Annotated in this window: 7 protein-coding genes and 1 pseudogene; 4 read left to right on the top strand and 4 right to left on the bottom strand. The window is 58.8% G+C overall.

All coding sequences use genetic code 11. The annotated features are described in order from the left end of the window. Nucleotides 1-44: 44 nt before the first annotated feature. Both istB and istA read right to left on the bottom strand, forming a co-directional pair. A complete protein-coding gene (gene istB, locus J2R78_RS44075; protein WP_253610451.1) occupies nt 45-887 on the bottom strand; it encodes an IS21-like element helper ATPase IstB in 843 nt (280 codons plus the stop codon). Further along, nucleotides 884-2,386 (bottom strand): IS21 family transposase, encoded by a 1,503-nt coding sequence (gene istA / locus J2R78_RS44070; protein ID WP_253610645.1) that lies wholly within the window; start codon nt 2,384-2,386, stop codon nt 884-886. Before istA ends, istB begins: the two co-directional genes overlap by 4 nt. Before the next feature lie 187 nt (nt 2,387-2,573). Here istA and J2R78_RS44065 point away from each other — a divergent pair, with 187 nt between their 5' ends. Together J2R78_RS44065 and J2R78_RS45580 are read left to right on the top strand one after the other, a co-directional pair. Continuing rightward, the gene (locus tag J2R78_RS44065; protein WP_253610452.1) at nt 2,574-3,491 is read left to right on the top strand and encodes an IS4 family transposase; all 918 of its coding nucleotides are present in this window, start codon (nt 2,574-2,576) and stop codon (nt 3,489-3,491) included. 204 nt (nt 3,492-3,695) lie between these two features. Beyond that, the gene (locus tag J2R78_RS45580; RefSeq protein WP_375167176.1) at nt 3,696-3,938 is read left to right on the top strand and encodes a transposase; all 243 of its coding nucleotides are present in this window, start codon (nt 3,696-3,698) and stop codon (nt 3,936-3,938) included. A gap of 382 nt (nt 3,939-4,320) precedes the next feature. Here J2R78_RS45580 and ltrA read toward each other — a convergent pair whose 3' ends face one another. Then, nucleotides 4,321-5,517: a group II intron reverse transcriptase/maturase gene (ltrA, locus tag J2R78_RS44055; RefSeq protein ID WP_253610453.1), complete on the bottom strand. Its 1,197-nt coding sequence runs from the start codon at nt 5,515-5,517 to the stop codon at nt 4,321-4,323. A 617-nt stretch (nt 5,518-6,134) separates the two neighbouring features. Between ltrA and J2R78_RS44050 the strand changes: the two are divergent. Both J2R78_RS44050 and J2R78_RS44045 read left to right on the top strand, forming a co-directional pair. After that, nucleotides 6,135-6,871, top strand: a pseudogene (locus J2R78_RS44050) (IS66 family transposase); the annotation flags it as partial. 389 nt (nt 6,872-7,260) lie between these two features. After that, nucleotides 7,261-8,204, top strand: a protein-coding gene (locus J2R78_RS44045; protein WP_253610454.1) for an IS630 family transposase whose coding sequence is annotated in 2 segments (ribosomal slippage) — nt 7,261-7,599 and nt 7,602-8,204 — 942 coding nt in all. Because the reading frame shifts where the segments join, the coding sequence is not laid out codon by codon here. Between the two features lie 101 nt (nt 8,205-8,305). On the opposite strand, the gene J2R78_RS44040 is transcribed toward J2R78_RS44045, so the two are convergent. Continuing rightward, nucleotides 8,306-12,355, bottom strand: a complete 4,050-nt coding sequence (locus tag J2R78_RS44040) for a hypothetical protein (protein WP_253610455.1) — start codon at nt 12,353-12,355, stop codon at nt 8,306-8,308. Nucleotides 12,356-12,428 lie beyond the last annotated feature (73 nt).

Here is a 12,428-nt window from a genome sequence, read left to right as displayed (position 1 = left end):
GCTGGCCGTCGACTTGGCAAGCGTTGATTGACGCTGCGCGACAATCAAGCGGCGCTGCCAGCGTCAATCAAAGTCTTGTCGAGTTCGTTTGGGGTAGTGTGAGCAGGCGGCCGGCCTGGACCGCGCTTGCGATCGAGGGCAACTTTTCGACGGTAACTTTCGACGTTCATCTCGAGGATCGTGGCGTGGTGGACCAAACGATCGATGGCAGCCAACGTCATTGCTTGGTCCGGGAAGATACGCCCCCATTCGCCAAATGGCTGATTGGCCGTGATCAGCAGCGAGCGTCGTTCGTAGCGGGCGGCGATCAACTCGAACAACACACTGGTTTCCGCCTGATCCTTGCTCACATATGTGATGTCGTCGAGGATCAGGAGGTCATAGCGATCGAGTTTGGCGATCGCGGACTCCAGCGCCAGCTCGCGCCGCGCGACCTGCAGCCGTTGCACCAGATCAGTGGTTCGCGCGAAGAGAACGCGCCAACCGTTCTCGACGAGAGCCAGGCCGATCGCCGCGCCGAGATGGGTCTTGCCGCCGCCCGGTGGACCGAACAAGAGCAAATTGGCGCCGGCCTTCAACCAGGCGTCGCCGGCGGCGAGCGCCATCGCCTGTGCCTTTGATAGCATCGGCACGCTTTCGAAGTCGAAGGTTGCGAGCGTCTTGCCGGCGGGCAAACGCGCTTCCACCATGTGCCGCTCGATCCGACGGCGGGTGCGATCGGCGGCCTCGTGCTCGGCAAGGGCGGCGAGGAAGCGGGCGGCAGGCCACCCTTCCTTGTCCGACTGTGCGGCGAGCTTCGGCCAGATCGCCTTGACGCCCGGCAGGCGGAGCTCATTGAGAAGCAGCTCGACACGGGCAGCATCGACGGAGGTAGCGATACCGGTCATGCTGCCTCTCCCAGGTTCGAGCGGCCCGACATGACGCTGACGGAGGCGAGTTCATCGTAGACGTCGAGCGGCGCCAGCTTGACGGCGACACGCGGGATCGAGGCCGCCTCGGGCCGGAAGCGGTCGCGCAGCGCGGCAAGATCGGGTAACTGTCCGGCGTCCAGATCCATCGCGATCGCCTCGGCGAGTTCTGCTTCGCAGGCGCGCTCGTGAGCCAGCGCCAGAAGCTCGACCGTCACCTTGCAGGCGCGCCGGTCATCACCATGCTCCCGCAAGGTCTCGAACAGACGTTTGTAAGCTGCGCGCGGGAAGAGTTGGTCGCGATAAACGAGATTGAGGAGCGCCATCGGCTTGCGCCGCAGGGCATGGATGACATGCCGGTAATCCACGACATGACCGCCCTGGCTCTCGGACACAGGCCGACCGCGCCGCAGCGTCACGACCGGTGTGACGCCAAGGAAGCATTCGAGCCGGTCGTCGAAGATGCGCACACGCAGGCGATGGCCGATCAATCTTGAAGGCACGGTGTAGAACACGCGCCGCAGGATGAAGCCGCCTGACGACGTCACCGGGATCACTTTCTCCTCGAAGTCGGTCGTGCGGCCTTTTGGCAGCGGCGCCAATGCCTCCTTCTCGAGCGCGATCGGCTTGGCGAGGTTGGCGTTGCGCCGGCCGACAATCTCGTCGACAAAAGCCCGGTACGCATCGAGACTGGCGAAGTCGCGCGTCCCCCGCAGCAACAGCGCATCTTCCAGTGCCCGCTTGAGATGGCCGTGCGCGCTCTCGATCGAGCCGTTCTCATGTGCGATGCCCGCATTGTTGCGCGTTGGCGCCATGCCATAGTGGCCCATCAGCCCGGCGTAGCGCTGCGTCAGATCCTCCCGTGCGTCGGCGGCCAGATTGCGGAACGCTGCCGACAGGCTGTCGCTGCGATGCTCCCGCGGCACGTCGCCAAGCGCCCACAGCGCGTTCTGCAAGCCCTCCGCCAGGGCGACGAAGCTTTCGCCGCCGAGCACGACATGGGCATGCTCGAAGCCGGAGAACGCCAACCGGAAGTGATAGAGCCGGTGATCGAGCGGCTCACCCGCGATGGTAATACCGAGCGCGCTCACGTCGGTGAAGTCGGACAGACCCAGGCGGCCGGGCTCGTGCTGCTGGCGGAAGATCACGTCCTGTTCGGGGCCGTTGAGCGCCCGCCAGGCGTTGATGCGCCGCTCCAGCGTGCGGCGGATGTTCGGGTTCAGGTCATGATGCCGTCGGCGCAGTTCGTCCAGCACGCCGATCACGCGGATGCCGGGCGCAGCCTTCAGGATCGGAACGATCTCGGCCTCCCAATACTGCGCGAGCGGATCGGACCGGCGCCGGCCCCTCGGCGTCTTCTTCTGCGATGGCGGGCGACAATCGCCCTCGATTCGATACGCGCTTGCCTTCGAGAACCCCGCCTTGGCCGCGGCGGCCTCGGGGGACAGTGTCTGTCGGTAGGTCATGTACAGCCTCATCTGGTGGTCGGTGATGTGGAGGCCAGGCAAGGCATCGATTCCCTCTTGTCGAGACGAATCAACAGCTTGCACCAGCCGCACCCGGCCGCCAGACGGGTCCAAAAACGCGCGACGCCGATGGGGACGGTCCTCCGGTCGGGCTACGCCCTCCCTTCGGTCCGCCCCCATCGGCGCAGTCTCACCTTGATTGTCGCTGAAGTCTCACCCTGATCGCCGCCGCGCAAGCATCCGCTGGCTCGAGAATTTACGGCAATCGACCGACCTTCTCGCTGCCCCTGAACGATGCGTTCATATTGGTGATCGCGAGAGCGACATCTATGAGCTGTTTTGCCTGGCCGAGGAGGTTGGAACGCATTTTTTGGTGCGAACCTGTGTTGATCGGCTTGCCGGGGACGGCAATCATACAATTGCCGACGAAATGGACGAGGTGACGATCAAGGGTCTGCATCGGATCAAGGTCAAGGACGACAAAGGCGATCCCGACGACGCCGTTCTTGAGATCAGGTACCGCAAGATACGCGTCCTGCCGCCGATCGGCAAACAGACGAAATATCCCGCACTCACTCTGACCGTGATCCACGCTCAGGAGCGGGGAAGGCCGAAGCGGCGAAAGAAAATCGAGTGGAAGCTCCTCACCGATCTCCCGGTCCAATCGCGCAAGGACGCCATCAATAAGATCGAATGGTATGCCTTGAGGTGGAAGATCGAAGTCTTCCATAAGATCCTCAAATCGGGCTGCAAAGCAGAGGACTCAAAATTGCGAACTGCTGAGCGTCTGGTCAATCTGATCGCGGTCTTCTGCATTGTGAGTTGGCGCGTCTTCTGGATGACGATGCTCAATCGCTCCTCGCCGAATACCCTACCGCAAACCGCGCTGACAGATCCCGAAATCAGGCTTCTTGATCATTTGGTGAAAGACAGGGGTGGCGATTGCTCTCGACGAAGCACGCTCCCGCACTATGTCGTCAAGATCGCGCGGCTCGGAGGATATTTAGCCCGAGCCAACGATCCGCCTCCAGGAAATACCGTGATCTGGCGCGGACTATCGCGGCTGACCGACATCGAACTGGGAGCTGCGATCGAGGCAAAAATTATGGGTAATTGAAAGTATGAGCCCCCCACCTGGGCATCGCGCGAATGAGATGCGATACAGCCGGGTATGAACTGTCTTTTGGAGGTGGGCTATGGCAGATGCCATGCATGAAGCCATGCTTGATGCCAGGCAGGAAGGCGGCTCCTATCGTCGGATCGAGGTGATCACGGGGCAGCGTCGGCGACGGCATTGGACGGCGGAAGAGAAGGCCGGATCGTGGCGGAGAGCTTCGAGGAAGGGGCCAATATTTCCGAGGTCGCTCGGCGCCACGGCGTTGTCCGTGGGCTGCTGACGGTGTGGCGGCGCAAGTGCGCGACGGCAGCGAGCTTTCAGGCGCCAGGCCTACCTTCTTCCGGCGATTTCTCTCCGGGAAGAGGAAGGCTTCTCCAGTTGCTTTGCATGTCCTTGTCACCGTGCTGTCGCTTTCACCCCGCCGAAATGATCCGTCGCATCAGTTAGCATTCGTCGGATCATGCTGCCTTCGCCCCTAAACTGCGGGCTCGGCTTTCGGTTCTGAGCATTTTCCAGGCCACAGCGCGTTCTCTTTTGATACGGCCCGGTGACTCGTGAGCTCCCCAAGGGAGTCTTTGTCGATAGGCTTCAGAAATTCGGTTTCTCTCCTTTCTGCTATCCACACTACGGGGAGCTAACTTTTTCCCCGGCAGGACTAACTCCTGCTGAACATGCCAGCCTTCGCTGGACGCACGTAGGGTCGAGGACTGGCGCGCCGCTCGACCAAATTTTCGATCGCGCACGTTTCCAGCCCCCGCCACATCGCACGCAGCATGCGGATTTCCCGCACTACGCGCTCCCATTTGCTTCGCACCAAGGCTTATTTGACCTATCGTGCTGGAGCGGCTTTCGCCTTGCCAGTACTCGCCCGGTAGCCATTGAACAGCTTCAAGGTGTCGTACAGCCACGACCTACTCCACTGCTTCCAGCCGAAGCCTTTTCGTTTCCGAGCCTTCGCCAGATGGCGTCTGACCTTCTTCTCTACCCAGTTTCTGATGTAGGCGAAACATTTACCGGAATCGCCCATCGCGAAGTAGTTTACCCACCCTCGGAGCTTCGGATTGATCAGGCTTATCACCCGGCCAATCGGTTGCGACCGGTGGCGGCGAAACACTTCCTTGAGCCCCCGCAGAAGCGCCGTCCGCTTTTTGAGCTTGGGCGTGTAATACGGCCGCATCACTCCGCGCAGACTGCGGAGGTAGCGGAAGTCGAATCCCAGAAAGCCGAAGCTCTCGCCTCGTTCCAGGTCGACTATGCGGCTCTTCTCATCATTCACTTCAACCTGCAGTTTGGTGAACTCTTCCCGCAATCGCTTGTCTATGGCACCGAGCAGCCAGTCATGCCGCTTGTGGGCGTCGATCAAGACCACCAGATCGTCAGCGAATCGTGCATATTCGACGTTGGTGTACTTGCCGCGACGAGTTACCTCACGCGCTCGCTCCAGCATCTTATCCACCTCGTTGAGGTAGAGATTACTGAGCAAGGGTGAAATTACCCCGCCCTGTGGAACGCCCTTCTTGCTAGATGCTTTCAGCATCAGCCGCAGCAGATGCAGAATTTCCTTGTCGTCGATTCGCAGAGCCACCTTCTCTAGCATCCGATCGTGCCGGATGTTGTCGAAATAGGCGCGCAAATCAACGTCGAGAATCCGCGTCTTCCGCTCGGCTACTGCCTGGGCAACTCGCTTGATCGCTTCATGTGCCGTACGCTTGGGCCGATATCCAAACGATCCCGGTTGGAAATCCGCCTCGAATACAGGTTCGAGTACGAGCTTGAGCGCGCCTTGCACCACTCTGTCGCGGATAGCCGGAATCGACAGAACGCGGACCTTGGAGCCCCCGTCCTTCGGTATTTCCCGCTTCCTTGATGGGAGTGGCTGATAGCTGCGCCCGATCAGTTCGTCCCGTAATTGTTCGAGTAGCGACTCCACGCCTCGCGCTTCGATGGCTTCGAACGTCACTCCGTCTATTCCCGGAGCGCCGTCGTTTTCTTTCGCCATCTCATACGCTACGCGCAGCGTCTCCATCTTACACACGTGGACGTATAGACCCCAGAAACGCCAAGACGGTTCAGCCTTCGCCTTGACGTATAGCCTCCGCCTCAGGTCCTGCAAATCGATGGACGCCTTTGTCATCTCGTCCTTGCCTTCCTTACGTTGGAGACATCACAAATGGCAGGGTCCCTTCGCTCCACGGGTGTTACCCCGCTTCAGCGCTACTGCGGACCCGGCCGCCACCTTCTCATCTTCGGCCGATTTCCCGGGGGCGCCGGTTATACGGCCTACCTTCTTCCGGCGATTTCTCTCCGGGATGAGGAAGGCTTCTCCAGTTGCTTTGCATGTCCTTGTCACCGTGCTGTCGCTTTCACCCCGCCGAAATGATCCGTCGCATCAGTTAGCATTCGTCGGATCATGCTGCCTTCGCCCCTAAACTGCGGGCTCGGCTTTCGGTTCTGAGCATTTTCGAGGCCACAGCGCGTTCTCTTTTGATACGGCCCGGTGACTCGTGAGCTCCCCAAGGGAGTCTTTGTCGATAGGCTTCAGAAATTCGGTTTCTCTCCTTTCTGCTATCCACACTACGGGGAGCTAACTTTTTCCCCGGCAGGACTAACTCCTGCTGAACATGCCAGCCTTCGCTGGACGCACAGTTCGGCATGCATATCCCGCTCAACCGCCAGAGTGCGCGCTTCAAGTGCGAGGGGATCGACCTGCCGTTGTCGACGCTGGCCGACCAGGTCGGCCACGGGACCTTCGCCGTCATGCCGCTCTTCCACTTGATCGAACGCCATGTGCTCGCTGCCGAGCGCCTTCATGGCGATGACACCACCATCCGTATCCTGGCGAAGGGCAAGTGCACGACCGGGCGGATCTGGACTTATGTGCGGGATGACCGGGCCTGCGCCGCCGGCGGCGGTCTATTACGCCTCGAGCGACCGACGAGGCGAGCATCCCCAGAAGCATCTGGCCGCCTTCGCTGGCATCCTGCAAGCCGATTGCTACAGCGGGTTCGAACCGCTGTTCGACCCGCAGAAGAAGGTGCGGCCGATTACGCCGGCATTTTGCTTTGCCCATGCACGACGGGGCTTCTTCGAGCTGGCTGACATCGAGAAAAATGCTCGGGAAGGTAAGAAGGGCAAGCCGGCCTCTCCGATTGCGCTGGAGGCGGTCAGGCGCCTCGATGCGTTGTTCGAGATCGAGCGCGACATCCAACGGCCGCGGCGCCGACGAGCGTCGCGCCGTGCGACAGGAACAGAGCAAGCCACTCCTCGACGACATGCACGCCTGGTTGCTGCGTGAGCGCGAAACCCTCTCGCGCTCCTCCGAGGTCCTGAAGCCGATCAACTACATGCTCAGGCGCTGGGACGACTTCGCCCGCTTCCTCCGTGCCCGCGCCGGAAATCGACAGGACGTACAGCAAGCACAATCCGCGGTCCCTGCGCCGGAATGATCATGCGCCGCGCTCGATCGCAGCTACGATCTCCGCGATCCGCACCGCTGACACGTCTGCGTCATACCCGGGCGCCAGGCTTCATGCTCTCGAAAACAGCGCGCCCCTTAATCTCCGCAGGCCACAAGGGACCTCCAGAACGCGTACGGCGCGCAAGCTTCCCCGCAAAACCGTCAGCTTCGGCCTCTTCGCTCGAAAGTTCCATCGCCGCCAGCTCCTCCTAGAGCGGTTTCCAGTTGAGGTGAATCGGAACAGTCAAAGGGGATTCCCACGGGCACGCAAATCAGATTCGGTGTTGCCCGCGACAACATGCGGGGCATGCGATGGCGAAGGGATACTCCAAGGACCTCAGGGTGCGTGCGGTTGAGCTTGTTGAGTCCGGCGAAAGCGCACGTGAGGCTGCGCGCATTCTCAATCTCGGCGCTTCGACTACGATCCGATGGATGGATCGTTGGAGGAAGACCGGAAACGTTGAGGCCAAGCCCGGCACCGGGCACAGCCGCTCGCCGTTGGAGCAGCACAAGCAGTGGCTGATCGAGCTGATCGCCGCGGAGCCGGACCTGACGCTCGAGGAGATCCGCGCGCGTCTGCGCTCTCAGAGAAAGCAAAAGGCCGGCATCGGTTCGATCTGGCGTTTCTTCGACCGTCACAGCATCACCTTCAAAAAAAAACACTGCACGCCGCCGAGCAGGATCGACCTGACGTCGCTGCCGAGCGTGCCGCGCCGAAAGCCGAGCAGCCCAAGCTGCGTGCACCGCGCCTCATCTTTATCGACGAGACTGCGGTCACGACGAAGATGGTCCGGCACTATGGGCGCTCTCCTCGCGGTGAGCGCCTCGTCTCTGGCGTGCCCCATGGTCACTGGAAGACGCTGACGCTTGTCGCCGCGCTGCGCATCGATGGCCTCACGGCGCCCTATGTCATCGACGGTGCAATGGATGGGCCCTCGTTCCTGGCTTATGTCGAGCAAGTCCTGGCGCCGACCTTGCGCAAGGGCGACATCGTCTTCATGGACAACTTGCGCACTCACAAGATCGCCGGTGTCCGCGAGGCGATCGAGGCTGTCGGCGCCCGCGTGCGTTATCTGCCGGCCTACTCGCCCGACCTCAATCCAATCGAACAGGCCTTCTCCCGGTTGAAAGCTGCGCTGCGCAAAGGCGCCACCCGCACGGTCCAAGCCCTGCTCAAACTCATCGGCAAACTCGTCAAGTCGTTTGCGCCGCAGATGTGTGCCAACTACTTTAGGCATGCTGGATACACCAGATGATCCACATCATGTGGAAAATGCTCTAGCTGCCTGAACAGCCAAGAATCGCAGAGCACAAAACCGAGCGGAAACCCATCAATCAAATGGGAGAAAAGCCTCGCTTACCTAAGGAACGGTTCTGCAACTTCTGATATTGTAAAAGCCTGGGGCGTGGCATTAGTGGACCAGGATGATGGATCATGATTGGCGAGATAGCTCTCCCAAGCCGCACGTCGCTTACCGTTTGCCTCGTCATCCATGAACTTTACATAGTTATCTCTGGCAATCTTGGGGGTTACTTGATCCGCTTCATTCTTGCTCCGTGCGATCGCCGAGAAGATGTCATAGATCGGATAAAGCATCCGCGTATTCAGCGCGTAGGCTGCATCCCCGTGGGATTTGATCCCAACCGCCAATGCATCCGTTCCAAACACCATGCGATCCTTATGTTTGTTGAGTACGTAGAGCCAGTTGTTGCCGTCGTTGCCGTGCGCTGTGATAAGCTCGTCTAGCTTGCCACGAACCACAGGGTTTGCCTCTACCTCGGTGTGAATCAGGTGGCGGAAGTTGGCCAACGTTTGCATGTGAAGCGAGGCGATCTTCTCGGCGGCGACCCGGTGCATCGCCGCCAAGTTTTCATCACCAAGATCGCTCGCCTTGTCGGCGCGGCTACCCTCGACGGCAAAGGCCTGATAGGTCTTTAGCATCGCCTGGATGCCGTCCGTTATCGGTTTGGGCAATCCTTTGCGCACAAAGAGGTCATAGGTATTGCGCAGGATGTCATGAGCAATGAAATCCCATGATAGATCAATCATTAAAGCATCCCTTAGCGACGGGCGATTCAACAGAGAGTCGAGCCGCTGGGTGTGCGAATTCGAGGCAACGGTGAAGCGACTAATGCCAGCTCCATGTGCCCAAATTACCTTTGCTTTGGGCCTCGGCACGTCCGCGCTTGCAATACCCGCCCGAACCATAGGATCATTGCTAGGGGACCATTTCTCCAAATCCCTGACCGATTTTTCCAGCGCTTCGATAAGCTTCTTCTCATAGGCTTGTTTGTCACCTGGTTTGCCCCGGTCACAATGCAGGATCAGAGGAAATCCGTGCATGAACGTCTCAGTTAAGAAGGTCTGCGTATCCTTGCTTTCGATGTGCGGATTGTGGGGATTTTTGTGGCTGACGATTTCCTTTTTCAGGGTTACCTCGCCGACGGACTTAAACATGCCCGGATACATGCGCTGACGATGATTGAGCTCCTGCCCGACGGTCGGGCCATTGGTAATGTCGATCCCGGTGATGGACAGATCGAACCTTCGCATCAATGCCTCGTATTGAGGTGGATCCTTTCGCTTGATCTGAGCAAGCTGGTCGGCAAGCGGCATGTCGTGATCACGGTAATCGATCCCCTTTTGCGAGTTGGCATAGTATTTCTGCTCGCTCGTTGGCTTACGTACCTGGGACGGGATTCCAGCCAGGTTTGTTCGGTCTATTCCATTAGCGTCCATGTATGTTACAAGCAGCTGAAGGTTATTGACCTTGCCTGAATAGCTGGTTGGGTGAAAATGCACATCATTCTGCTTAACCGAGTTAAGCTCGACCGGGTTGGCGAGAGACGTAGACAATCTGGATGCCTCCCTATAGAGGGCCTGATGCCCTTTGGGCATTGCGGCGATGTCCGCAGCCAACGTTGCCAGCAGCTGGCCGCTTTGCACGTACACGTTCAGCAAGCCGCGTTCAGAGGTCGTCGTCTCATGCGTTACAGCAGAGATGAAGGCGCTTCCAAGATGCTTCTCAAGCTGCCTTCGCTGCGCATCTGTAAACGTGCGATGTGCCATGTCTGCCCCAGCCGCCTCAGGATCCTGTGCATGAGAGGGGCCGGCAAGGTTGGTCACTGACGAGTCCAATACTTGATCGAGTACTTTACCGAGGGTTTTCGCGTCGACACGCCCCTCTCTCAGGCCCGTTCGCAGATCTCGAGTCAATTCCACTGCTCGTTCATTATCCTGGGTTTGACTAATTTCATGAAGGGCGCCTACGAGCGCATTTTCGCCCCATCGATCGGCCGGCAATCTTTCGTTTAGAGAACCTAGAACGATGTTCAGCTTGGTTAGAGCCCCTAAATTGGACGACTTGGCTTTGTCAGAAAGATTGGCCATGAGTTTTGCAGCAGCGCTCTCGATGACTTTTTCGTTTTGTCCAGATTCACGGATCACCCTGACCGCATCGCTGGCAAAAAAGGCACCGTGACCACCTCGATTGAGGGTTGCCAGGACTGTATCGGGCCCCCCGTCTCCTCGGTCAAAGTCATCAAGAGCATGAATGAAGGAATGTGCATTGTTCCGGCGATCCACTTCGCGCAATCCAACGAGCAATGGCACGATTTCGCCCATTGCGCTATTGACCTTGTCAGGTTGCACTTGCACCTCTGGCTGTACCGTGTTTTCGGCCAAAATTGCTTGCACATCCCGCAGTCTGCCTTGAGCGTCCTTGAGCCAAGGCTGTACCGGGGCTCCGCTATCTATGCTGTTAGCAAGCTCGTGGAGAGATTTGGCAGCACGCTCCAGGTGTACGGCCATCCTGGAAAAGAGCTGTTCGTCTCCAAGATTGCGCACTTTGGTTGCTTTCGCGCTGAACAGCTCGGCGACTTCTAAAACCTTCCCTGTGGCATTTTCCTTCAGGCCGAAGACTGTCCCTGATAGAATCAAGCAAGACTGTTGCGCCTCTTTTTTGAGTTTAGCCTGATCTGTGTCAATGCCCTGTTCAAGCTCCTTGCTGGCCTGGTCCAGAAGCGATTCGTATCCATTGAGAGCAGAGGCCCGCAGGTTCCGCACAGCCTGCTCTGATTCAGCGATGCCGGCGGCATTGGCATGTTTGTCGGGGTGGGTAACATAGGTGGTCCAAAGCGCTTCCACAGCCGCCTTGACGGTGAAGAACGTAGTGAATCGAAGAAAAATGTCCGCAACTTCGTCGCCTACAACCGTTGAGACGTCGGGCGCCAATGTCGCGCTGTTTGCAACAGTGGAGTTGGCAACCGTGGAGTAGGGATGTGCAGAATCTGGAGAAGTCAGTGCGAAGTGTTGCAACCCATTGCCCAGCCCCAATTCGACAACAAATTGCGCGGCTGCACCCACGGCGCAGCCGATAGCGCTTCCAATGTATTTCTTGATCTTTTGTGATGTAGTTCCCTCATCGGTAAAGCCGTCCGTAGAGCGCATGTAGATGCCGTTCTTCAGCGTCCGGTTGTGGGGAACAATCGGCAGATCCTCTGCCGTCGACACTCCGTTGGCCCTAAGGGTTGCCTTGGCTCCGCCAGCCAGAGCGGCCTCTCTCGTCAAGTTCATGACACCTCCGGCAGTTAACGCGGCGGCCATGGCGCTACCTATAGCCTTACCGATGTCGGCAATGGGCCCGCCCCCTGCCAGATGGGCAAGCATTCCCGCGCGGGCTGAAGCATAGATGGCAGTGGCGACAGTGGACTCGGCAAGCCCACCTACGATCTTCTTGTAGACACCTTCCGTTGCTGCGCTCTTACCAGCTATCAGGATAGATGAGACATTACCCTTCAGGTTGGCGCGAAGGGCATCGCCAGCTGGCTCCATCAACGCGCTTATGATTCCAATCGCCGCTGCAAAGACTCCCGACTGCATATTGCGCACATTTGCCTCATCTCCCCCGGACTGCCGGGCAAGTTGCCCGGCGTATACACTGAGGCCGACAGGCAGTGTAAAGGTAAAGACGTTGCGCATCATCCCGACGCCGAGATTGGTCAGAGAACTTCTCAGCGACGGATCAGTTGGCGCCTTTGGGCTTTGCGAAGCCTGATAGATCCGATTGGCCACCCTGGTGTAGTTCATAAGCGCTCGGATAAACCGCCGTTGCTGCTCAGTTGTAGGGTTGGCAGGATTGCGTCGTTGGACCGCCTCCGTCAGTTCATTCTCTGCCGCTCTTGCTTCATCGGTTGCACCGGGAATGTCGCGAATAGTCTGATAGGTTGCGGCCAGCGTTTCGGATTCACTGTTTCCTGGAAGGATAAGCTGGACAGCGTCGGCGGCACCAGGACTGGGAGGCGTCCCGGGCTGGTTACCGGTTGCCTGAGGAGTGGCGCCCTCAGGCGGGTTGCTTTTGACCTCAGCGAAAACGGGGCGAGACCCAGGTGGCGTCACGAACGGCATTCTTTGATATTTCCTCGTTCCATTCATGAATGTGTCGCAACGAAATCCAAAATATCGAACTCAGTTTTACTGA

The organism is Bradyrhizobium sp. USDA 4538 (genome assembly GCF_024171045.1).
In the GTDB taxonomy this organism is placed as follows: Bacteria; Pseudomonadota; Alphaproteobacteria; order Rhizobiales; family Xanthobacteraceae; genus Bradyrhizobium; species Bradyrhizobium australafricanum.
The sequence above is the reverse complement of the archived record's forward strand: the minus strand, read 5'-3'. Positions and strand labels throughout refer to the sequence as shown.

Bases quoted from the DNA above. Each gene is read 5' to 3' on its own strand.
- istB (WP_253610451.1), bottom strand. From the start codon at position 887: ATGACCGGTATCGCTACCTCCGTCGATGCTGCCCGTGTCGAGCTGCTT.
- istA (WP_253610645.1), bottom strand. From the start codon at position 2,386: ATGAGGCTGTACATGACCTACCGACAGACACTGTCCCCCGAGGCCGCC.
- ltrA (WP_253610453.1), bottom strand. From the start codon at position 5,517: ATGGAGACGCTGCGCGTAGCGTATGAGATGGCGAAAGAAAACGACGGC.
- J2R78_RS44040 (WP_253610455.1), bottom strand. From the start codon at position 12,355: ATGCCGTTCGTGACGCCACCTGGGTCTCGCCCCGTTTTCGCTGAGGTC.